The sequence below is a fragment of the uncultured Corynebacterium sp. genome (assembly GCF_902489365.1).
Lineage (GTDB): Bacteria > Actinomycetota > Actinomycetes > Mycobacteriales > Mycobacteriaceae > Corynebacterium.
The window spans coordinates 1-22,149 of sequence record NZ_CABTZR010000007.1; the positions used below are offsets into that span (position 1 = coordinate 1).

At 63.1% G+C, this 22,149-nt stretch carries 19 protein-coding genes; 9 read left to right on the forward strand and 10 right to left on the reverse strand.

The window, feature by feature from the left end:
- Window positions 1-6 precede the first annotated feature (6 nt).
- Together tilS and dacB are read right to left on the reverse strand one after the other, a co-directional pair.
- A complete protein-coding gene (tilS, locus tag RDN59_RS02045; RefSeq protein ID WP_308606355.1) occupies window positions 7-837 on the reverse strand; it encodes a tRNA lysidine(34) synthetase TilS in 831 nt (276 codons plus the stop codon).
- Window positions 827-2,113, reverse strand: coding sequence for a D-alanyl-D-alanine carboxypeptidase/D-alanyl-D-alanine-endopeptidase (dacB, locus tag RDN59_RS02050; protein ID WP_308606357.1), 1,287 nt, complete (start codon window positions 2,111-2,113; stop codon window positions 827-829). Before dacB ends, tilS begins: the two co-directional genes overlap by 11 nt.
- Window positions 2,114-2,182: 69 nt before the next feature.
- Between dacB and RDN59_RS02055 the strand changes: the two genes are divergently transcribed.
- Both RDN59_RS02055 and RDN59_RS02060 read left to right on the forward strand, forming a co-directional pair.
- Window positions 2,183-2,656: an inorganic diphosphatase gene (locus RDN59_RS02055; protein WP_070546309.1), complete on the forward strand. Its 474-nt coding sequence runs from the start codon at window positions 2,183-2,185 to the stop codon at window positions 2,654-2,656.
- Between the two features lie 494 nt (window positions 2,657-3,150).
- Window positions 3,151-3,708, forward strand: coding sequence for a DUF559 domain-containing protein (locus RDN59_RS02060; RefSeq protein ID WP_308606358.1), 558 nt, complete (start codon window positions 3,151-3,153; stop codon window positions 3,706-3,708).
- 27 nt (window positions 3,709-3,735) lie between these two features.
- Here RDN59_RS02060 and RDN59_RS02065 read toward each other — a convergent pair whose 3' ends face one another.
- From RDN59_RS02065 to RDN59_RS02075, 3 genes are read right to left on the reverse strand one after another with little or no spacing between them, the layout of a single operon-like run.
- Window positions 3,736-4,668 carry a S41 family peptidase gene (locus RDN59_RS02065; protein ID WP_308606359.1) on the reverse strand — a complete coding sequence of 311 codons (933 nt, stop codon included), beginning with the start codon at window positions 4,666-4,668 and terminating at the stop codon, window positions 3,736-3,738.
- Entirely contained in the window at window positions 4,665-6,065 is a 1,401-nt protein-coding gene (locus tag RDN59_RS02070; RefSeq protein ID WP_308606360.1) for an FtsX-like permease family protein, read from the reverse strand. Before RDN59_RS02070 ends, RDN59_RS02065 begins: the two co-directional genes overlap by 4 nt.
- Window positions 6,062-6,748 (reverse strand): ABC transporter ATP-binding protein, encoded by a 687-nt coding sequence (locus RDN59_RS02075; protein WP_308606361.1) that lies wholly within the window; start codon window positions 6,746-6,748, stop codon window positions 6,062-6,064. The genes RDN59_RS02070 and RDN59_RS02075 overlap by 4 nt, the downstream gene beginning before the upstream one ends.
- A 109-nt stretch (window positions 6,749-6,857) precedes the next feature.
- On the opposite strand from RDN59_RS02075, the gene RDN59_RS02080 reads away from it, so the two are divergent.
- Window positions 6,858-7,550, forward strand: a complete 693-nt coding sequence (locus RDN59_RS02080; RefSeq protein ID WP_308606362.1) for a histidine kinase — start codon at window positions 6,858-6,860, stop codon at window positions 7,548-7,550.
- 3 nt (window positions 7,551-7,553) lie between these two features.
- Window positions 7,554-8,210 (forward strand): response regulator transcription factor, encoded by a 657-nt coding sequence (locus tag RDN59_RS02085; protein WP_012715319.1) that lies wholly within the window; start codon window positions 7,554-7,556, stop codon window positions 8,208-8,210.
- Between the two features lie 152 nt (window positions 8,211-8,362).
- Here the strand turns inward: RDN59_RS02085 and RDN59_RS02090 are convergent, their stop codons facing one another.
- A complete protein-coding gene (locus RDN59_RS02090; RefSeq protein WP_308606363.1) occupies window positions 8,363-9,175 on the reverse strand; it encodes a DUF559 domain-containing protein in 813 nt (270 codons plus the stop codon).
- Between the two features lie 91 nt (window positions 9,176-9,266).
- On the opposite strand from RDN59_RS02090, the gene RDN59_RS02095 reads away from it, so the two are divergent.
- From RDN59_RS02095 to RDN59_RS02110, 4 genes are all read left to right on the forward strand, one after another.
- Window positions 9,267-9,557, forward strand: a complete 291-nt coding sequence (locus RDN59_RS02095; RefSeq protein WP_308606365.1) for a rhodanese-like domain-containing protein — start codon at window positions 9,267-9,269, stop codon at window positions 9,555-9,557.
- A 216-nt stretch (window positions 9,558-9,773) separates the two neighbouring features.
- Window positions 9,774-10,004: a toxin-antitoxin system HicB family antitoxin gene (locus tag RDN59_RS02100; protein ID WP_308606366.1), complete on the forward strand. Its 231-nt coding sequence runs from the start codon at window positions 9,774-9,776 to the stop codon at window positions 10,002-10,004.
- Window positions 10,005-10,064: 60 nt separating this feature from the next.
- Window positions 10,065-10,541 carry a MarR family transcriptional regulator gene (locus RDN59_RS02105; RefSeq protein ID WP_308606367.1) on the forward strand — a complete coding sequence of 159 codons (477 nt, stop codon included), beginning with the start codon at window positions 10,065-10,067 and terminating at the stop codon, window positions 10,539-10,541.
- Window positions 10,542-14,528, forward strand: coding sequence for a Pls/PosA family non-ribosomal peptide synthetase (locus RDN59_RS02110; protein ID WP_374044567.1), 3,987 nt, complete (start codon window positions 10,542-10,544; stop codon window positions 14,526-14,528).
- A 59-nt stretch (window positions 14,529-14,587) separates the two neighbouring features.
- On the opposite strand, the gene ppk2 is transcribed toward RDN59_RS02110, so the two are convergent.
- The 4 genes from ppk2 to RDN59_RS02130 all read right to left on the reverse strand — a co-directional run bounded on the left by ppk2 (window position 14,588) and on the right by RDN59_RS02130 (window position 20,607).
- Complete coding sequence (gene ppk2 / locus RDN59_RS02115; RefSeq protein ID WP_046647187.1) at window positions 14,588-15,487, reverse strand: polyphosphate kinase 2; 900 nt, start codon at window positions 15,485-15,487, stop codon at window positions 14,588-14,590.
- 526 nt (window positions 15,488-16,013) lie between these two features.
- Window positions 16,014-16,193 carry a PorH family porin gene (locus RDN59_RS02120; protein WP_071407018.1) on the reverse strand — a complete coding sequence of 60 codons (180 nt, stop codon included), beginning with the start codon at window positions 16,191-16,193 and terminating at the stop codon, window positions 16,014-16,016.
- A 495-nt stretch (window positions 16,194-16,688) separates the two neighbouring features.
- Window positions 16,689-18,335, reverse strand: a complete 1,647-nt coding sequence (gene groL, locus RDN59_RS02125) for a chaperonin GroEL (protein WP_308606369.1) — start codon at window positions 18,333-18,335, stop codon at window positions 16,689-16,691.
- 298 nt (window positions 18,336-18,633) lie between these two features.
- Window positions 18,634-20,607, reverse strand: a complete 1,974-nt coding sequence (locus tag RDN59_RS02130) for an OPT family oligopeptide transporter (protein WP_308606371.1) — start codon at window positions 20,605-20,607, stop codon at window positions 18,634-18,636.
- A 109-nt stretch (window positions 20,608-20,716) separates the two neighbouring features.
- Here RDN59_RS02130 and RDN59_RS02135 point away from each other — a divergent pair, with 109 nt between their 5' ends.
- Window positions 20,717-22,084, forward strand: coding sequence for a dipeptidase (locus RDN59_RS02135; RefSeq protein WP_308606372.1), 1,368 nt, complete (start codon window positions 20,717-20,719; stop codon window positions 22,082-22,084).
- Window positions 22,085-22,149: the final 65 nt, after the last annotated feature.

A 22,149-nucleotide genomic window follows, 5' to 3' on the forward strand; every position in this document is an offset into this window, starting at 1 on the left:
CCGGTGTCAGTTCTTGCACAGGGCAGCGATACCGCGACCCGCCTCGCGCTTAACCTCTATGCCCACCTCACGCAGCCACGCGGCGATCGCCCGGCGGCGCTTCGGCTCGGGAAGGGCGGCCAGCTCGGCGCAGTCGGCGGTGGGGTGGGTGCTGAGGAAGGCGTCGTCAAGCGCGGCGTCGTGGGCTGCCTGGGCCAAGGCCGGAACGGGGTCTCCGCCCACGATCTCCTGCAGGCGCGGGAGAATCTCGCGGCGCAGTGCTACGCGGCGGAAAGACGCATCCTGGTTCTGGGGGTCCTGCCAGACCTCCAGCCCCAGCTCCGCGCAGGCGGCCTCGGTCTGGGCGCGACGCACGCTGAGCAGGGGCCGCACAACGCGCACGCCCTCGACATCGGAACGCTCGCGCATGCCCGCGACTTTCCCCCGCAGAGCGCCCAGCAGCAGGGTTTCGGCCTGGTCATCGGCGGTATGCGCCACCGCCACCTCACCCCAGGGCGCGAAGGCACGGTACCGGGCGGCGCGGGCTCCGGCCTCGACGGAGCCTTGCTTGGCGACGTCCACCCGCAACACCTCCGCCCCCGCCCCCAAAGCGCGGGCCTGCTCAGCAGCCCGGCGCGCCTGCGCGGCCGAGCCTTCCTGCAAACCGTGGTCGACGCACAGCGCTGTCACCTCGTGTCCCTCCGCGAGGAGTGCTGCGGTCAGCGCCAAGGAATCAGCCCCGCCGGACAGGCCCACGGCGATGGCGCGTGGCTGCTCACCGAGCGCGGCGCGGGCGGCGACGCGGCAGGCCACGAAGTTGGGGCTTCTGCGCGGCCAAAAGGGCTTCTTAGAAGTCATGGAGGGCGGCGGCGAGGGCATCTTGGGCTTGGCGAGCGGAGGTGACTTCGCCGTCGTTGACCAGGAAGGCGAAGGCGTAAACACGGCCCGACTGCCCCTGAGCGGTACCGGTCAGCGCGGAGGTTCCCGTGAGGGTGCCGGTCTTGGCGCGAACGAAGCCGCGGGCCGGCGAATCGGGGTAGCGCTGGTAGAGCGTGCCTTCGCCGCCGGCGAGGGGCAGGTAGCCCAAAAGCGGGCGCAGCTCCTCGGTAGCCACGGCCTGGTCCATGATGTGGGCGAGTGCGTCGGCGGGGATGCGGTTATCGCGGGAAAGGCCGGAGCCGTCTTTGAGGGTGATGCCGCTGACGTTGATGCCGTGGCCTTTAAGCACGTCGAGCATGGTTTTCGTGGCGCCCTCAAAGCTTGCTTCTGCGCCCTGGCTGACGGCCAGCTCGCGAGCGATGGCCTCCGCCATGACGTTGTCGGAATCCTTCACCGCTTCCTGGGCACGAAGAGCTAAAGGCTCAGATTCTGTAGCTGCGATGACCTCGGAATTCTCGGGGGCTGAGCTTAAGTCGGCCTTGTCGGTTCCCAGGCGGGAGGCCAACGCGCGGGCGACATCGAGGGCCGGTTCGTGGGAGCGCGGGACGTCCCCGGTCTTCTCCCCAATACGCCCGCCGTAGAGCATGGCCGGCTGGATGGGAGCGACGAAACCGCCGTCAATATTGTCATCGTCCCAGCCCGGTGCCTGGTCGGGCCCAGCCCAAATGGAGGTGTCAATGGAGACCCGCGTGACGGTATCCATCTTCTGCTGAATCCGTTCCGCCAGCTCATCGAGGCGCTCGTCCGTCAGCCAGACATCGCCGGCGGCTTTGATGACCACTTCGCCTTCTTGTTCTCCTTTGACCACTTCGGTGGTGAGGCGCTCTTCTTCGTCGAGCTTGAGCGTAGCCGCGGCGAGGGTGAGGACCTTGGTGGCGGAGGCCGGGGTCAGCGGCTTCGCAGGCTCGCGCTCCCACAGCACGTCCTGGGTGGTGGTGTCGATGACCTGCCCGCCGAAGGTAGCTAGAGCCTTGTCTTTGCCCAGCTCATCCAACCTGGCTTTGAGCGCGCCGGCGTCGATATCGCCGGGCTCGACGGGCTGGACCAGTGTTGTGGGTTCTTCCTGCTTATAGGGCTGGCCGTGGTCCAGGTGATCGTAGGTGCGCTGGATTTCTACGCCCACAGCGGCCGTCGCCGCGACGGCTCCCGCCGTGACGAGGGCCGCAGTACTCCACCAGACATGCTTAGCTTTCATCGCCCTTTAGACTAGCGCGGTAGACTAAGCGGAGCACATGCCAACCTATTAGTTATGGAGGATTCAGCCGTGAGCGTTGAAGTAACCATCGAGATCCCAAAGGGCTCCCGCAACAAGTACGAGATCGACCACGAGACCGGCAAGGTCCACCTCGACCGCTACCTGTTCACCCCGATGGCCTACCCGGCTGACTACGGCTTCATCGACCACACCCTGGGTGAGGACGGCGACCCGCTGGACGCACTGGTCATCCTCCCGGAGCCGGTCTTCCCCGGCGTTGTCGTGGAGGCTCGCGTCCTCGGCGTGTTCAAGATGACCGACGAGGCCGGCGGCGACGACAAGCTGCTCGCCGTCATCGATGACCCGCGCTGGGAGCGCTACCAGGACATCGACGATGTGGAGCAGCACATCAAGGACGAGATCGAGCACTTCTTCACCCGCTACAAGGACCTGGAGCCGAACAAGGAAGTTACCGGCTCCGGCTGGGGCGACAAGGCTGAGGCAGAGAAGATCCTCGAGGAAGCAAAGGCTCGCTTCAAGTAAGCCTCTGCTTCCGCGTGCCAGCGGCGCTTCCAGAGACGTTTCGATCAAATAGGACCCAAAATCCGAGGGGTTGAGAGGCCTTAGTTGATCGAAACGTCTTTTTCTTTGTCGCCGCGACAGTTCCTCGTTCGTGACGTACGATTCGATCAAATAGGGGGCCGAAAACAGCGGTTTCTGGGGGCTTAATTGTTAGAAACGTACTCATCGGGGGGCACATGGAGGTTTTCGAGGGACGCGCGGGCACTCGCCGCGCGGCTAAAGGGCAAGCCATCAAGATTTGTCGCGGCCTGTACTTGTCTGCGGAGCCAACTCCGCGCGAGCTCGCACGTTTAGTCTCGCACCGCTGGCCGGACTCAGCCTTGGACGGCTATTCCGCCGCCCAGCAGTATCTTGGTCAAGAGCTGACTTTTCCGCTTTGTTTTCTGCGTGCTGGAACGATGGCATCGAGCACGTTCTTTCGCAGTCGGCGGGCGCGTCCCAAGGCGCTGGGCAGCATGAACGGAGTCAATGTGTGTAGTCCCCTGCAATGCATTGAGGAAATGGCGCAGGAGGATGCCGTAGCCTTCATCGAGGCTTTCTTCGCCGGGCCGCACGGGCGCTCGCGCATCGAGACCGAGCAGCTGGACTTTCGCCGCCTGCCCAAGCACACGCGTGAGGTACTGGAGAAGGCCATCGTCGGGGCGGATAGCAAGCCGGAGCGCGACCTCACCCGGGGCCTTGAGCCCCACGTCAAGGTCCGCAACAACGTGCGGATTGGCCCCTACCGCTGGGACTTGGTGCTAGAGGAACACAAGGTGGCCATCGAGGTGGATGGCTATGCCTACCACAAAGGCGAGAACCGGCAGCGTTTCGAAATCGACCGCCAGAAGCTGAACGACGCCACTCAACGCGGCTACCGGCCCCTCCACTTCACCGCCGCCACGATTGAGCACCATCTCGACGTCGCTGTGCACCAGGTTCTCGCGGTCATACAAGGGCGGGGTGAGTTCGTGCCTCCGCCGTGGAAGTGGCACCACTACTGGCGGTGGGAGAGTGAGCGTTGGGCAGGTTAGCGTTGAGGCTAGACCACCGCAACGTACTTAAGAGCCGCAGTGGGAAGCGAGCCAGCCGCCGAGCTCGGATTCTGGGGCATCGGGAGCGATGGGGTCTTCGGCGAATTCCTCGCCCGTACGCGCCTTGTCCTTAGCCGTGGTGAGCATGAGCGAGCGGCCATCCGGATAGTCCAAGACCACGTTGGCGGAGGCGTAGCCGGCGGTCGGCTCACCGAAGGTGCGCACGTTGTCCAGCCCGCGGAAGGCCAAGAGGGTGGCTTCAGCAGAGGAAGCGGTCTCACCGTCGGTCAGCACGGCAACGGGAACGTCGAGCTTGCCGCCCGATGTGGTGGTTGCAGTGCCGCCGCCGGTAACGGAGTTTCCGTCGATGACCACGTCAGATGTGCCCATGCGGCTGGCGAAAGAAAGCGCAGTGCCATCCGGCAGCAGCGGGCTCAAGCCCGCGTACATGGGCCCCATGTCACCACCGTCATTGCCGCGTAGATCGACCACTGCGGCACAGGCCTCTGGGTGGGCGGTCAGGCCCTGAGCAAGCGTGTCGGCATAGGCCTGGCCGTCATCATGGCGGCCGATGGAGGGCATGGTCGCGCGCAGGACGCCGTCCTCGAAGTCAACCGAAGGATCGATGCTTTCGGCGGCCTTTTCCTTTTCGGTGCTAAAGACCTTGGAATGCTTGCCGCCGGCGGCGTTGATGGCGGCATCGAGGAGCTCGGCGTTCGTGGGCTCCTCTGCAAAGGCCTCACGGGCGCGCTGGAATTCCTCACTCTCGCCATAGATTCCGGAGAGCGCTGCGGTATCCACCATCGCGGTGTTGATGCGCTTTTCGCTGGCATTAAAAAGAAACACGGGTTTTCCGAAGAATGCCCCGCCATAAGAGGGACCGAAGAAATACACGGCCGCGACCACGGCGATGAGAGCAACGACGAACAGGCCACCGAAGATTTTCAGTACAGTTTTCATTCTTTTCGCCCTCCCGTGCGCAACACGTAACCGCGGAGAGGCTCCACAATCACGATGGCAAGGAGCGTAACCAGCCAGCCCACTGCCAAGAAGCCGAAGGCCATGAGCAGACGGCCAAGAACGTCAACATCACTTTGCTCGACACTGGAGAAGAACATCAGCGAGGCGATGCCGCCACCGAAGAGGAAGCCGAAGAAGCTCAATCCCACCACGGGTCCCATGATGGTCAGAGCACCGGAGCGGAACTGGAAGCCGCGCGGCACGCCCATGAGATCCAGGGAGCGGATGAGCTCCTTGTCCTCAAAGATGCCGGAAACCTGCCCCAGAATGATGGATATGGTGGTCAGCGTGAAGCCGAAGATGAGGGTTAATAGAACACCGGTGGAGATGTCCTTGAACACCACGTTCATTCCGGGATCTTCCTTCAGGACTAGGGCCAATGCATCGGAGCCCAAGGGGGCGGCAACGAGGAAGCCCGCCAAGTAGCCGAAGAAGCCGATGGCCGCACTCCTCTTCCACGCCGGGCGCGCATTGCCGGCCACTCGCTGGCAGGCCACGAAGTGCGCGGTGCCGGGAAAGAGAGACATGATGTGTGCGCCGAGCTGCAAGATAAAAGGGGAAATGAGGTTGATGCTCATCACCATGCCAAACATGACCACGATGACCATGGCGGTCGGCGGGCCCGCTTTGCCGGAGAGCAACACACCACCGATACCCGCGATGATGAGGAAGACGATGACACGCCACCAGCGATAGGCCGCGGGCATCTGGCGCTTGGCCACACCCAGGGGGCTCACGCGCACGCGCTGCATGCCGACGAGTGCCGCACCGATGGCCAACACAAAGAGCACACCGGCCACGGCCAGATAACCCCACCACGGGAGGAGAATCTCGGATACAGCAATAGAACGCATCTGGAAGTCCACCTGCGTAAAGACCGGCGCGACGAGCAGGCTGATCAGCCCGCCCAGCACGATGCCGATGAGGGCTTGCAGGCCTGTCTCCACGATGGCCATGCGCTCCACCTGGCGGGAGCTCAATCCCAACAGGCGCAGGGTGGCCAGGCGCTGCTCTCGGCCTGAGGCGCCGAGGACAGCGGCTTGGGCTGTGAGGTTAAACAAAGCCGGAAGAATGAAGGCGCAGGCCAGCAGCGCCAGGGCAAACCACGGATACAGGAAGGCCTCCATCTCGTTGCCGAAGGCCTCTTTGAGCGCGGGCGCGGCCTCCTCGACGTGCTGGGCGCGCTGCCAAAACATCCAGGTGCCGCCCGCAACCAGGAAGGCAATGGCGGAACCAATGGTCAGGCTCACAATCGCCAACACCGAAACAATTCCGGTACCCGAGCGCGCGCGAATGGATTCGCGCTGCAGGTCAAAGACGAACGTCGCGGTGTTCATCGAATCACCTCGAGACGGCGGTCGTCGTGGATGATGCCATCGCGGATCTCCACGCGGCGCTGCATCCAGTCGGCCACCTTCGGGTCGTGCGTGACCATGACCAGGCTCGCCCCGGACTGGCGCACGATGGTGGTCAGCATCTGCATGACCTCGTGGCCCGTGGACTGATCCAGCGCACCGGTGGGCTCGTCGGCGAAGACCACGCCCGGAGAAGCCACCAGCGCACGCGCAATGGTCACGCGCTGCGCCTGACCGCCGGACACCTGCGCCGGGCGGCGCTCCGCCAAACCACCCAGGCCCAGCTGGTCCAGCAATTCCATCGCGCGCTTGCGGGCCGCACCCCGCCCCATACCGTTAAGCATCGCGGGCAGCGCCACGTTATCCACGTTGCTGAGCTCCGGAAGCAACTGGCCATCTTGGAAGACGAAGCCGAAGTTGTGCAGGCGGAGGCGGGAGCGGGGGCCGTCGCCAAGCGCGGAGAGCTCCTCATCCCCGTAGCGCACGCTGCCGTGCGTGGGGGTGAGCACGCCGGACATGCAGTGCAGCAGCGTGGACTTGCCGGAACCAGACGGCCCCATGACGGCCACGAGCTCGCCCGGTTCAACGTCGAGGGAGATTCCAGCGAGCACCGGGCCGCCGCCGAAATCCTTGGTGATGTCTGTCAGGGAAAGTGTCTGTGCCATGTCTCTCATTCCACCGTCTCGGGCCCTCTTAAAGAACAGCCCTAGCGTTGCTCTTTAAGGTAGTGCCAGCACTACCCCTTCCGCAGGGGCGGGCCACTATGCTGGGCCTGTGTTCCGAAGAAAGCCCCAGCCCACCAACCATGAGCAACAGCAAGCACAGAAGATTGCGCAGCTCACGGCCTCGCGCCGCGCCATCGCGGATGCCTATGAGGTGGAGCGCGCCCGCATCGAGCGCGATTTGCACGACGGCGCGCAGCAATACCTCGTGGCCGCGAGCATGAAGTTGGGGGAGGCTCTTCTCGACGCCCCCGCTGACCTCGCTGAGCTGCTCACCGCCGCCAAGCAGGACGTGGACCGCGGCCTGAATTCCCTGCGCGCCACGGTGCACGGTATCCACCCGCAGGTCCTGCAGGATCATGGTTTGGTGGCCGCGCTTGCCGACGCTGCTTCTTCCCACGGCCCCCACGTCAGCGTCTTCGCCCCGCATCCTTTGCCAAAGCTCTCCGCCTCCGTGCTGGCCTGCGGCTATTTCTTCGGAACGGAAGCTTTAACGAATGCGGCAAAGCACGCACCCGGCGCGCCGGTGTCCGTTTTAGTGACCGCGGATGCCTCCTTGAAAATCACCGTGGTGGATGAGGGCCCGGGTGGCGCACAGGTTGTACAAGGTCGCGGCTTGGCGGGGATGGCCGAGCGCCTCGCCGCTTTCGGCGGAGAAATGACCCTGTCTTCTCCCCCGGGCGGGCCCACCAGGGTGGCGTGCTCGATTCCTCTTCTTCTCGATCGCGGACAGTCAGGAGTGTAAGAAATGAGTTTGAGAATCGTCGTGGCGGATGATTCCGCCATTCTGCGCGAGGGCCTAGCCGGCCTTCTGGAGCGCCGCGGGCATTCGATTGTGGGCCAGGCGGATTCCGCGCCGGCGCTCGAGGCCGTGGTGGACAAGCTGCGCGATGAGCTTCCGGACATCGTCATCACGGACGTGCGCATGCCGCCGGGCATGGGCGATGATGGTTTGAAAGCCGCCGTGAACTTAAGAAACGCATATCCGGGTCTGCCCGTCATGGTGCTCTCCCAATATGTAGCGCCCGCATACGCGGTGGAGCTCTTCGACTCCCCTGATGCCGGCACCGGCTACCTTTTGAAAGACCGCGTCTCCGAGGTGCGGGACTTCCTCTCCAGCCTGGACGTGGTGGCCCAGGGCGGCACCGTCATCGATCCCACCGTGGCGCAGGCTTTAATGAGCTCTGGACGCAGCGGACTGGGCGAGCTCACCCCGCGCGAGCGCGAGGTGCTTGAATTGATGTCCCGCGGCAAGTCCAACAAGGACATCGCCGCCGAGCTCGTCCTTTCTTCCGCTGCGGTGGCCAAGCACGTCTCCAATATCTTTACCAAGCTGCGGCTGGATCCCAGCGAGGACAACCGCCGCGTCAAAGCCATCCTGGAGTACCTCTCAGCGCACCGCTAAACCGGCCTCTGCCGTTCTCCACACGGGTAGCAGCTGTATGCTTTCGCTCGTCGAGCACGCTACCTTGACTACGCTCACGGTGAATAAGGCCCAAATTTTCGCAATTTTTCGGCCTTATTTACCGTGAACGACATCAAACACCCCTCGCACACTCACACAAAGAACCGGTGCCACATCCACGGCGGGTCCAGATACCGTTTCGTTCCTTTTGCCACCCCGCGCACCTGCTCCACCACCTTGTCCAAATGATGCTCAATCGTGGTCGCGGTGAAGTGGAGCGGCGTGTAGCCGCGATGCACCACATCATTCAGCTTTTGGCGGTCAAGCTCGAATTGCCGGCGGTTCTCCCCTCTGTGGTAGGCGTAGCCGTCGACCTCTATGGCAATCTTGTGCTCTTCTAAAAGGAGATCCCACCGATAAGGGCCAATTTTCGCGTTGTTGAGCACCTTAAAGAAGGGCTCCAATGCACGAGTAAGGGCCCGCTCGGGCACACTGTCCGCACCGATGACTGCTTTCTCTAACACCCGCCGAGTGTGTTGCGGGAACCGCCGAAAGTCCATGGAGAGCAACTTCAGCCGCTTTTCCGCGTCCCTGCCAGACAAAAACGTTTCTAAGAACTTCACCGCATGCTTTTCTTCTATGGCTTCCACCGCCTGCAGTGGATTGCAGACGTTTATCCCGTCATAGGGGAATACCCCCTTTGGGCGGGCACGGCGACCGACATAAAAGCGCGTATCTACCAGCCCTTTTTCACGAATGAGCTGCAGTGGAAACTCTGGTTGGCGCTCAAGAAGCACCATCGCTGCGGAATATCCGTCCAACGCACTGTCTGGCCAATGCCGGCTGAGCACCTGTGCTAGCTCGTATGCCGTTGGTTCACGCGGCAGATACAGCCCCCGCGTAATTTTGATCGCCTCACCTTTAGCAGCTGCCGTTGAGCCTGCGCGGCCGACAATCTCCTCCATTGAGCCCCCTCCGATTGATTACCCCACCCCGTACTTCTCACGGTAGAGCGCCCCCGCCACCCACGCAAGCAAACCCCGTAAGCTGGTGCGCATGCAGAACGTACAACCCACCGAAGTACCCGAGAACGCCCAGCTCATCGACGTCCGCGAGGACCACGAATGGAACACCGAGCACGCCCAGGGCGCCACCCACATCCCGATGGGCGAACTCGTTGACCGAATCGATGAAATCGACCCCGACCGCGATATCTACGTCATCTGCCATGCAGGCGGGCGCAGCATGCAGGTCTGCCAGTACCTCGAGCACGCGAAAGGCTGGGACGTCATCAATGTCGACGGCGGCACGGACGCGTGGAAGGCCCAAGGTTGCCCCATGGTTTAATGCTCGCTTCTCCGAGCTGCAACTTGTGTGCGATTTCTACTTCGAACGCCAAGAAAGCGCCGGAAAGAAACGGCGCGGAACATCGCACAGTGTCTATAAAACCCCATGGCAGGGAGACCCCGGGTCAATATCCAAGAGGGGCGCAACGGGAAAGCAAAACCCTTCCAGATTCGCCAAGTTTTAGACGCCATCGACCGCCTCGATTAGGAGCAGACCATGAACCTCGCAGACAAATACACCTACCAAACCGCGTGGTCCGAAGAGGATGGAGAATTCGTTGCCACCGTCCTAGAGTTCCCCTCCTTGTCATGGCTCGACTCCACTGCAGCCACCGCTGAGTCCGAGCTGCGCATTCCTCAATCGCTCCACCGGAGACTCACCATTGAAGCCGAGCGAGAGGGCGTATCCCTCAACACCCTCATTGTTCAGAAGCTAGCCTCAGCATAAAACTAATGGGCTGCAACCCATGATTTAAGTTTGCCACCTTAGGCGCGTAGTATCGTCGGCATGCCATCATTGAATTCTGTATCCATCCCGACCGCGCTCTTGGAGTCCCCCTCCTTCCAGCTGGAGCGCCTCCGCCGCCGCACCCGCGAAGGCGTCGAGGCAGCGTTGCAAACGCAGAAGACCACCCTGCGCGAGTACTGGGTGCTCACCTGCCTCGTCGCGGAGGCCGCATCCTCCCAGTCCGCACTGTCGGAGACCTTGGCCATCGACGCCTCCGACATGGTGCGCCTGCTCGATTCCTTGGAGTCTCGTAACTGGGTCAAGCGTGAGCGCGATGCCAAAGATCGCCGCCGCCAAATCATTGCCTCCACCAAGAAGGGCGTGAAAGCCCACAAGGAGCTGGCCGTCCTGGTGTCGAAGGCCGAAGACGAGGCCCTCGACGAATCCACCAACAAGCAGCTCAAGCATCTGCGTAAGCTGGCCGCCGCCATCATCGCGGCGGACGCACCCGCCGATACCGAAAGCGGTGATGCTTAAATGACAGAGCCCGAAAACCTTCCTAGTACCGGGGGCCGCCACGCCCTCCGCACCGATGAACCCGCGACCCCGGCGATGCCCGAGCTCCCCGAACACTACCTCCTTGGTGATGAGGCCGCACCGGCGCGCACCTTGTGGGACATCGTTAAAACCACCGCTGAACAGTACCCCGAGGCCGCTGCCCTCGACGACGGTGAGATCCTCACCTACGCCGAGCTGCTTGCCGACGTCTCCGCATGGGCCACCGAGCTCTACGCCAGCGGAGTGCGTCGCGGCGACCGCATCGGCATCCGCATGACCTCCGGCAAGCGCGAGCTCTACCTGGCCATCCTGGCCACGCTCGCCGCCGGCGCGGCCTACGTGCCCGTCGACGCCGACGACCCCGATGAGCGCGCCGAGATGGTCTTCGGCGAAGCCGACATCGACGGCGTCTTCACCGACGAAGGTTTCCGCATGCTGCGGGAGGGCGGGGCGCGGATGGCGCGCCCCGCGTTCGACGAAAAAGATGGCGATGGAGATGGCGCCCCCTTCGACGAACCGCACCCCGAAGACACCGCGTGGATCATCTTCACTTCCGGATCGACGGGCAAGCCCAAGGGCGTGGCCGTGAGCCACCGTTCCGCGGCCGCCTTCGTGGACGCGGAGGCTGCCCTCTTTTTGGCGGATAGCCCGCACGGTCCCCTCGGCCCGGAGGACCGCGTCCTGGCCGGCCTCTCCGTGGCCTTCGACGCCTCCTGCGAGGAAATGTGGCTGGCCTGGGGTCACGGTGCTTGCTTGGTCCCGGCCCCGCGCTCACTGGTGCGCTCCGGCATGGACTTAGGTCCCTGGCTGATTCGCCGCGACATCACGGTGGTCTCCACCGTGCCGACCTTGGCCGGCCTCTGGCCCGCCGAGGCCTTGGACAACATCCGCCTCCTCATCGTCGGCGGCGAAGCCTGCTCCCAGGAGCTGGTGGACCGCCTGGCCACCGAGGACCGCGAGATGTGGAATACCTACGGCCCCACCGAGGCCACCGTCGTGGCCTGCGCGCAGCGCATGCTGCCGGGCAAGCCTGTATCGATCGGGCTGCCGTTGAAGGGCTGGGATCTGGTGGTCGTCGACAAGCACGGCGTCCCCGTGAACATCGGTGAGGTGGGCGAGCTCGTCATCGGTGGCGTGGGCCTGGCTGCCTACCTGGACCCGGTGAAGGATGCGGAGAAGTACGCGCCGCTGGAGTCCCTGGGCTGGGAGCGTGCCTACCGCACCGGCGACCACGTGCGCCTGGAAGAGGACGGCCTGTACTTCGTAGGCCGCGTCGATGACCAGGTGAAAATTGGCGGCCGTCGCATCGAGCTCGGTGAGGTGGAGGCCAACGTCGCCGCGTTGCCGAACGTGTATAACTCCGCCGTGGCTGTACAGAAGACACCGGGCGGCGAGTCCGTGCTCGTCGGCTACGTCTCCCTGGATGACCCTGATGCCGGATTCGACCACGAAGCGGCGCATGCCCGCCTAGCGGAATCTATGCCTGCCGCGCTCGTCCCGCGCATCTGCGTCATGGATGAGCTGCCGATTCGCACCTCCGGCAAGGTGGACAAGAAGGCACTGCCGTGGCCGCTGCCCGGCGTGGGCGTGGAGGCAGACGGCCTCAACCCCACCGAGCAGTGGCTGGCGGAGCTGTGGGTAGACACCCTGGGCGTGTCTGTCGAGGACGTCAACGCTGACTTCTTCTCCCTCGGCGGCACCTCCCTTGCCGCGGCGACCTTGGTCGGCCGCATCCGCGAGCGCTTCCCCACCGTGGCCGTGCGCGATCTCTACGACCACCCGCGCCTGGGCTCCCTGGCGGAGCAGCTTGCCGGTGCCGAGTCCGTCGAGGACGCCGGGCCCGCACGCGAGGTGAAGCCCGTCGGCGCCGGCACGCGCATCGCACAGACCCTTATCCAGATCCCAGTGATGACGCTGGCCGCCACGACATGGCTGGCGTGGCTGCTGCTGGGCTCTAACCTAGCGAACCTGTTGGGCGTGGAGTGGGCCATGACCACCCCGTGGTGGCTGGTCATCCTTCTCCTCGTCATCTTCGTCACCCCCATCGGCCGCATCCCCATCGGCGGTTTCGGCGCGCGGCTGATTACCGCCGGGATTAAGCCCGGCGACTATCCGCGCGGCGGCTCCACGCACCTGCGTATTTGGGCAGCGGAGCGCTGGGCGGATGCCTCCGGTTCGCGCTCAATCGCGGGTGCCACGTGGGTCAACAACTATGCCCGCGCGCTGGGAGTGAAGATGGGCCGCGGAGTGGACCTGCACTCGCTGCCGCCTGTAACGGGTCTGCTGACCTTGGGCAAGCACGCCGCGATTGAGCCCGAGGTCGATCTCTCCGGCTACTGGCTCGACGGCGATGTTCTGCATGTTGGTGCCATTGAGGTCAAGGAAGGTGCCCGCGTGGGCGCGCGCTCGACGCTGCTTCCAGGCACCGTCGTGGGCAAGGACGCCCACGTCGAGGCTGGCTCCACCGTCACCGGGCGCAAGAAGATCAAGGACGGCCAGCGCTGGTCCGGCTCGCCCGCCAAGAAGGTGGGCCGCTCCAAGCATCGCTTCCCGTCGCATGCCCCGAAGCGCCGCCCGTGGTGGGTAGCCATCTACGGCGCTACTTCTATCCTGCTGGCCCTCCAGCCCATCGTGGCGCTGGCCGTGGGTGCCGCCGTGGTCGTTGCCCTCATCGCGGTGACCGATGGTTCCCCTTACGTCGGCTCTATCTTCTTCGCTCCTCTCGGTGCCCTGGCGGCGTTTGCCACCTTCATGCTGCAAACCTGGCTGGGCGTGCGCATCCTCTCGCTGGGCATCAAGCCCGGCGTGGCACCGGTACGCTCTGCCAAGGGCTGGCGCCTGTGGGCCATCGAGCGCCTGATGGATGATGCCCGCACGCAGCTCTTCCCCATCTACGCCTCGCAGCTCACCCCGGCGTGGCTGCGTTCGCTAGGTGCGACGATTGGAAAGGACGTGGAGATTTCCACGGCCGTCATGGTGCCCAAGCTCACCGAGGTCAAGGACGGCGCCTTCTTGGCGGATGACACCATGATTGGCGGCTATGAGCTCGGCGGCGGTTGGATGCTCACGGGTGAGACCAAGGTGGGCAAGCGTTCCTTCGTGGGCAACTCCGGAATCACCGGACCCGGCCGCAAGCTGTCGAAGAACTCGCTGGTGGCGGTGCTGTCCTCGACGCCGAAGAAGACCAAGTCCGGTGCCAACTGGTGGGGTTCCCCGCCGGAGCGCATGCGCCGCGTGGAGGCCCACGTGGACGGTGTGGAGGGCGAGTCCCTCACCTACAACCCGGGCTTTGGGGTCAAGGCCGCGCGTGGTGCGATTGAGACCATGCGCCTGCTGGCGCCGATGACCTCGGCCATGCTGCTGGCGGGCACGTTGGCCACGCTTTACGCGCTTGCCGACGCCCTCGGCATCGCCGCCGCCTGGGTCCTCGGCGGTGTCATCCTCATGGTGGCCGGCGCTATCGCGATGGCGATCACCGTGGCGGTCAAGTGGATCTGCGTGGGCACGCAGACAGCTGGCGACCACCCGCTGTGGTCCGCCTTCGTGTGGCTCAACGAGCTGCAGGACACCTTTGTGGAGGCGGTTGCCGCCCCGTGGTTCTTCACCCACACCTATGGCATGGGTGAAATCAACCAGGGCCTGCGTGCGCTGGGCGTGACGATTGGCCGCGGCGCCTGGATCGACTCCTACTGGTTCCCAGAGACGGACCTGTGCTTCGTGGGCGAAGGCGCCTCCGTCGGCCCGGGCACCGTGGTGCAAACGCACCTCTTCCAGGACCGCGTCATGAGCCTAGATACCGTCACCATCAAGGCCGGCGCTACCCTGGGCTCGCATTCGGTGGCGCTGCCGGCCTCGGTCATCGGCAGCGTGGCAACCGTTGGCCCCGGCTCGCTGGTCATGCGCGGCGACCAGGTCCCGAGCAACTCCGAGTGGCAGGGCAACCCGATTGAGCCCTGGAAGCACTAGATAGGCAAAGAAAGGAGGCGGCAGGATTTCCTGCCGCCTCCTTTCTTTATGCGTGGAGACTAGTCACCGATCTGGTCGCGTCCACGCTTGACGATCTTGTCATCCACCTGGTCAACGAGCTCGTGGTCCTTGTTGGTGTATTCAAACTTGGAGAGCACGTAGCGCATCGCGTTAATGCGGGCACGCTTCTTGTCGTTGGACTTGATGGTGATCCATGGAGACTCTTCAGTATCGGTGTAACGGAACTGCTCCTCCTTGGCGCGGGTGTAATCATCCCACTTATCTAGAGAAGCCAAGTCCATGGGCGAAAGCTTCCACTGACGAACCGGGTCGATCTGGCGGATGGCGAAGCGGGTGCGCTGCTCCTTGCGGGTCACGGAGAACCACAGCTTAGTCAGCGAAATGCCGGAGCCGAGAATCATGTTCTCCAACATCGGTACCTCGCGCAGAAACTCTGCGTGCTGGGATTCCGTGCAGAAGCCCATGACGCGCTCCACGCCGGAGCGGTTGTACCAGGAGCGGTCAAAGAAGACGATTTCACCGCCGCATGGGAAGTGCTGAATATAGCGCTGGAAGTACCACGACGTGGACTCGCGCGGGGACGGCTTCTCCAGCGCCACGGTGCGTGCACCACGCGGGTTGAGGTGCTCGTTAAAGCGCTTGATGGTGCCGCCCTTACCTGCGGCATCACGGCCCTCAAAGAGGATGATGTGGCGCTGGCCGGTCTCCTTGGTCCAGTTTTGCCACTTCAGCAGCTCGATCTGCAGGGAGCGCTTGATGGACTCGTACTCATCGCGCGTCATGCGCTCTTCGTATGGGTAGTTCTCGCGCCAGGTCTCAACCGGCGAGCCATCCGGCATGATGAGCGTGGGATCGTCTTCATCAGAGTCATCGACGACGTAGCCGTCGGTCTGTGCAAGGTCGATCTCGGGGAGTTCGTCGTCTTTAATGTCAGCCATGCCAATAATTCTATCTATGAAACAGGCATCCGGCGCGATAAAACTGGTTGCCGCCGCCCAATTTACCCCCGTCGTGGCAAACGGGCGGCAGCAGCCGCCCAGAATGTACGTTTCTCACAAATAGTGCCCCCAAAACTCGAAGATCTGGGGCCTTAGTTGATCGATCCGTACCCATCCCGAGTACGCGATGGTACGTTTTCGCGTGCAGGGCTCGGAAAGCGCGGGATCTCAAGGGCATGTTTGCGAAAACGTACCGCGCCACTGCGCAGCCGGTCGAGGTGCGAGTTCTGGAAATGAGAAACCCCGCTGCCCAAGGTGGGTCAGCGGGGTTAAACGCTTAGTTCTGCGTGAACAGCGTGCTGCTTAGAGCAGGCCGATCAGCTTCTTGGCGCCGGAAGCCATGTCGCCCAGGTTGTAGAGGACGTCCAGGATCAGGCCGATGATGCCGGTGGAAGAGAAAGTACCCATTTTTATCTCCTTGGGATTGAAAGTGTGTGTTCAGTGCGCCCTTAGAAAGGGCACAAGATTACTTCTTGGAGGACAGGGCCTCAAGAGCGTCGGTGTTCGGCTTGACGTCGAAGCTCTCAGCGGTAGCAGCACCGGAGATAGCGTCGAATGCGCCAGCGAAGCCCTTGAAGAGGTTCTTGATGCCGGAAGCGAAGTCAGCGAAGTTGCCCAGCTGATCAGCAACGAAAGAAAGATCCATTATGGTCTCCTTTTGTGAAGTCCGGACTCAGAAGTGCCCGGAGGGGGTTTGCGGTTTTGCAGACACCCTCAGCGGGCGTCACAGGAAACTATTTTGGCACACCTCCCCGACTTTGCAAGCAAATACGAGGGTTAATTTTTCGCGTGAAGTTTGGCGGGAATTAGACATTCAAAGAGAGTTATTTATTCACCCGCCGTTAACCTAACCAGCAACAACGCCCCTAACTGCGGAAATAAACAGCGACAGGCGCGAGGCTCCAAGAAATTTACCGCAGAACGTAACGCTAGCCGCTTCGCTAGCGATTCATAGGCCCAACGAACAAAGCAAAGACGCGAAATATTTTTCGCGCGAACACGCTCACTTACCCCCAACCGGGGTAGATTAAGGATACGAAAAGGTCTCAGAATAAAGAACGCTCCCCACGGTTGACCGTGGGGAGCGTTTCCTTTGCTACGGACTGAGACCACGAGACGCCTCAGCCTGGGGAGCTAGGTTCTAGAAGCCCATGCCGCCCATTGCTTCAGGATCCGGCATGCCAGCGCCTGCACCGGCCGGCTCCGGCTTGTCAGCCACAACCGCCTCGGTGGTCAGGAACAGGGCAGCAATGGACGCAGCGTTCTGCAGTGCAGAACGGGTGACCTTGACCGGGTCATTAATACCCGCAGCCATGAGATCTACATACTCGCCAGTAGCCGCGTTTAGGCCCTGGCCAGCTGGCAGGGAAGCCACCTTGTCGGCGACCACGCCCGGCTCCAGACCAGCGTTCTGGGCAATCTGCTTCAGCGGAGCAGACAGTGCCTCGCGGACAATCTTGACACCGGTTGCCTCGTCACCAGTGAGGTCGGAGAGGGAATCCAGAACCTCTGCTGCCTGCAGCAAGGCCACGCCACCGCCGGCGACGATGCCCTCTTCAACGGCTGCCTTCGCGTTGCGGACAGCATCCTCGATGCGGTGCTTGCGCTCCTTGAGCTCGACCTCGGTAGCGGCACCGACCTTGAGGACTGCCACGCCGCCGGCCAGCTTGGCCAGGCGCTCCTGCAGCTTCTCGCGGTCGTAGTCAGAGTCGGAGTTCTCAATCTCGGCGCGGATCTGCTTGATGCGGCCGTCGATCTGCTCCTGGGAACCAGCGCCTTGAACGATGGTGGTCTCGTCCTTGGTCACGACAACCTTGCGTGCCTGGCCGAGGTACTCGATCTCAGCGGTCTCCAGGGACAGGCCGACCTCCTCGGAGATGACCTGGCCGCCGGTGAGGATAGCCATGTCCTGCAGGGTGGCCTTGCGGCGGTCGCCAAAGCCCGGAGCCTTCACTGCGACGGACTTGAAGGTGCCGCGGATCTTGTTGACCACGAGGGTGGACAGGGCCTCGCCCTCAACATCCTCAGCGATAATCAGCAGCGGCTTGCCGGTCTGCATGACCTTCTCCAGCAGCGGAACGAGGTCCTTAATGTTGGAGACCTTGGAGGAAACGAGCAGGATGTACGGATCCTCGAGGACAGCCTCCTGGCGCTCCATGTCGGTAGCGAAGTAGCCAGAGATGTAGCCCTTGTCGAAGCGCATGCCTTCGGTGACCTCAAGGTCAACGCCGAAGGTGTTGGACTCCTCAACGGTGATAACGGAATCCTTGTTTACAGAGCCGTTGCCCACGGTGTACATAGCCTCGGCGATCTTCTCGCCGATTGCCGGGTCAGCGGCGGAGATGCCAGCGGTGGTGGCGATCTCTTCCTGGGTCTCTACTTCCTTCGCGGAGGAGAGCAGGGAGTCAACAACCTTCTTGGTGGCGGCCTCGATGCCGCGCTTGATGCCCATCGGGTTGGAACCAGCGGCTACGTTGCGCAGGCCCTCACGGACGAGAGCCTGCGCCAGAACGGTAGCGGTGGTGGTGCCGTCACCGGCGACGTCATCGGTCTTCTTGGCTACTTCCTTGACCAGCTCTGCGCCGATCTTCTCGTACGGGTCCTCGAGCTCGATCTCGCGCGCGATGGAGACACCGTCGTTGGTAATGGTCGGGGCGCCCCAGGACTTCTCCAGGACGACGTTGCGGCCCTTGGGGCCGAGGGTGACCTTGACGGCGTCGGCAAGCGTGTTGAGACCACGCTCGAGGCCGCGACGTGCCTCTTCATCGAAGGCAATGATCTTTGCCATGTGTTTGTGCTCCTTAAGCTTTGTTGAGGACGACACTCACGTCTGGATCTATGACGGACGCCCGCGACGGCACGGCTGGCGAGTGTTCTCCAGCCCCAACCACATAGATGATTTTGATTCATTTCTGGCACTTGCCATGTGGAAGTGCTAGCGACCATTCTGGCACTCAGACCTAGCGACTGCAAGATTCAACACGAACGGGCGGTGCGAAAGCACCGCCCGTTAGAAACGAACCGCCCGTTAGAAACGAACCGCCCGCTAGATCGGACTGCCCGTCACAACGAAGTCTCTGACGCGTTTAAGACGCAGCTTTCTTCGCCGTCCACTTATACGCCGCGGCAATGCCGGCAACGAAGAGGATGACGCCAACGAACTTGGCTGCCGTTCCGCCCTCGAAGATCTCCAGCGGGGACTCGCCGCCCGACGCCGCGATGATGCCCGCATTGACCACGCCGAAGAGCGACTCACCCACGATGAGGCCGGTGGCCAGCAGCGTGCCCATGCGCTTGGCAAAGTCCGGCTTGGTCTGGCGGGCCGCCCACCGGTTGTAGAAGTAACCCAAGAAAGCGCCGATCGGCACCACAATGGTAATGGCTGCCGGCAGGTACATGCCCATGCCCACGGCCAGCGGCGACAGGGAGTACTTGTCGGTGAAGTGGCGCAGGCACTCGTCCACGATGATGATGACGGCACCAATTGCCGCGCCCAGACCGATGAGATCCCACGGCAGGGAGTTATCGAAAATGCCGGAGGCCACCGAGGACATCAGCGCGGCCTGCGGTGCAGCCAGCGCGTCCTCACCAGCGCCTTCCATGCCTTGGAAGCCGAAGCCGGTGAGCATGACCTGTAGAATCGGCGGAATCACCAGGGAACCGAAAAGGACACCGATAATGAGCGCTACCTGCTGCTTCCACGGCGTCGCGCCGACCAGCTGACCGGTCTTGAGGTCCTGCAGGTTGTCGTTGGAAATCGTCGCGATACCGAAGACAATGGCCGCGGTAAACAGCGTGTAGGCCACCAGCGACAGTGGCTCCGCGTCCGTCCCGCGGGTCACGGCGGCAATAATCAGCGCGGCGGCGATGACCGCGATGATGCCGATGGAGGAAATCGGCGAGTTGGAGGCACCGATGAGGCCAGCCATGTAGCCGCACACCGATGCGATAATAAGGCCCACAAGCAAGGTAAAGAGCACGGAAACCGTGATGAGGACGGCCATGTGGTCGTGAATATCGGTGCCACGCACGAAGTTCCACAGCAGCAGACCAATCGGAATCATCAGGACCAGGATGGTGCCAATGACGTAGGGCGCCGGAATATCGCGCTCCTCCACCGCTACGTGCTGGCCGCCCTTGCGGTCACGGGAGGAGGCGAAGGACTCAGCCATGCCCTTGGCAATCGGGCCGGTGATCTTGATCAGCGTCCAGATCGCGGCGATAGCCATGGTGCCCACGCCGATGAAACGAATCCGGCCGGAGAAGACGGAATCAACAGTGTCCATGAGCGTCGCCGGATCGCCCAGGGCCTCACCACCGGTGAGGATGGGCAGCAGGATGAGGTAGGAGATGACGACGCCGACGAGCATGGCAATACCCACGGCCAAGCCCACGAGGTGACCCACGCCGACCAGCGCCAGCGAGAGGGAGCTACCCAGCGTCGTCGCGCCAGGGCCCAGCTTGAAGTAGGTGGCCACCTCCGAGGCGGCCGCCTTCATAGCCGCCAGCAGCGCCATGACGGCAGAAAGGATGCCGCCAAAGAGGATGACGTGCAGGCCCTTCGAGTTCTCTTCGTGGGCGGCCTCACCCTCCTCACCGGTGCTATCGCCCACCTTGAGGACCTCCGCCGCAGCCACGCCCTCCGGGTAAGGCAGGTCCGAGCCCGTCACCAGCGCACGGCGCAGCGGGATGGAGTACATCACGCCGAGCACACCGCCGATGGCGCACACCGCGGCGGTATCGATAAAGGAAAAGCCCTGCCAGTAGCCCACCATGACCAAGCCCGGGAGCACGAAGATGATCGCGGACAACGTGCCGGCCGCCGAGGCGATGGTCTGCACGATGTTGTTTTCTTTGATGTTGTGCCCGGCAAAACGGCGGAGCACCGCCATGGAAATCACGGCGGCAGGAATGGACGTAGCGAACGTCAGGCCCACCTTGAGGCCCAGATACACGTTGGCGGCGGTAAAGATAAGAGTAATGAGCCCACCAATGATGATGCCGCGCAGCGTGAGCTCGCGGAGCGTGGACTGGGAACCTTCGGCGGTGGTAGACGCCATGTCAGGTCCTTTCTAAAAAGAACTTATAAACAATATGGACTAGAACCGTGCATATGTTACTACCTAGCGGCCGGTAGGCCGAGTTGAGGATCCGAGTAGGTTGGAGTGCATGACCAAGATTTCTGAGTTTGTGAACAACGACCGCGACACTATTTTCAACCAGCTCAAGGAGCTCGTCTCCTTCAATTCCGTCCACAACGAGCCGGGCCTAGAGGACCAGACCGCGAAGGCGGCGGAGTGGGTCCACGCCGCGCTTGTCGACGGCGGTTTCACCCCCGAGGCCATCACTACCGCTGATGGTTCCACGGCGATCGTCGCCAAGCGCCCCGGCAAGGAGGGCGCGAAGACGGTGCTGCTGTACTCGCACTACGACGTGGTTCCTGCCGGAAACCCCGACGCGTGGGAGTCGGATCCCTTCACGCTGACCGAGCGCGATGGCCGCTGGTACGGCCGCGGCGCCGCTGACTGCAAGGGCAACGTCGCCATGCACCTGGCGGCGCTGCGTGCGCTCGACGCTAACGGCGGAACCGACCTCAACCTCACCGTGCTTATTGAGGGCTCCGAGGAACGCGGCGGCGAGGGCCTGTCCGCACTCATCGAGGAGCGCCCCGAGCTCTTCGCGGCCGATGCGATCCTCATCGCCGATGCTGGCAACGCCAAGGTAGGTGTTCCGACGCTGACGACCTCCCTGCGCGGCGGCTCGCAGATCAACGTCAAGGTCTCCACCCTCCACTCGGCCGTGCACTCCGGCCAATTCGGCGGCGCGGCTCCCGACGCCGTCAAGGCGCTCATGCGCGCGCTGGATTCCCTAACGGATGAGTATGGCCGCACGACTATCGACGGCGTCGATTGCGAGGGCACCTGGCCTCTGGCTGAGGGCCAGGACACCGCCTACACCGAGGAGAATTTCCGCGCCGACGCCCAGATGCTCGAGGGCACCGAAGTCATGGGCGCAAAGGACCCGGCCGGTACCACCGCCATCGCGGATATGATTTGGGCCCGCCCGGCCGTGACCATCACCGGCTTTACCTCCACCCCGGTTGCCGAGGCCGTCAATGCCGTGCCGGCCACCGCAGAGGCCAACATCAACTTGCGTACCCCGGCCACCATGGATCCCCGCGCCACCGCGGAGGCCGTTGCCGAGCACCTGAAGAAACACGTCCCGTGGGGCGCACACATCGAGGTCACCATCCTGGAGGCCAACCTGGGCTTCGAAACCGATCCGTCCAAGCCCGCCGTAGCCCTGCTTGGCGAGTGCCTGGGCGAGGCCTACGGTTCCGAGACCATCACCCAGGGCATGGGTGGCTCCATCCCACTGACCGTGGAGCTGCAGGAGAAGCACCCGAACGCGGAGATCGCACTCTTCGGCGTCGAGGAGCCGCAGTGCACCATCCACTCTGCCAACGAATCGGTCGACCCGACCGAGATTGAAAAGATCGCCATCGCTGAAGCGCTCTTCCTGCAACGCTTCGCCTAAGCGCACCACAGCGTCGCACCTCGTGGCCCGGGTATCCCGGGCGGGCAGCGCAATGCCCCTCCACC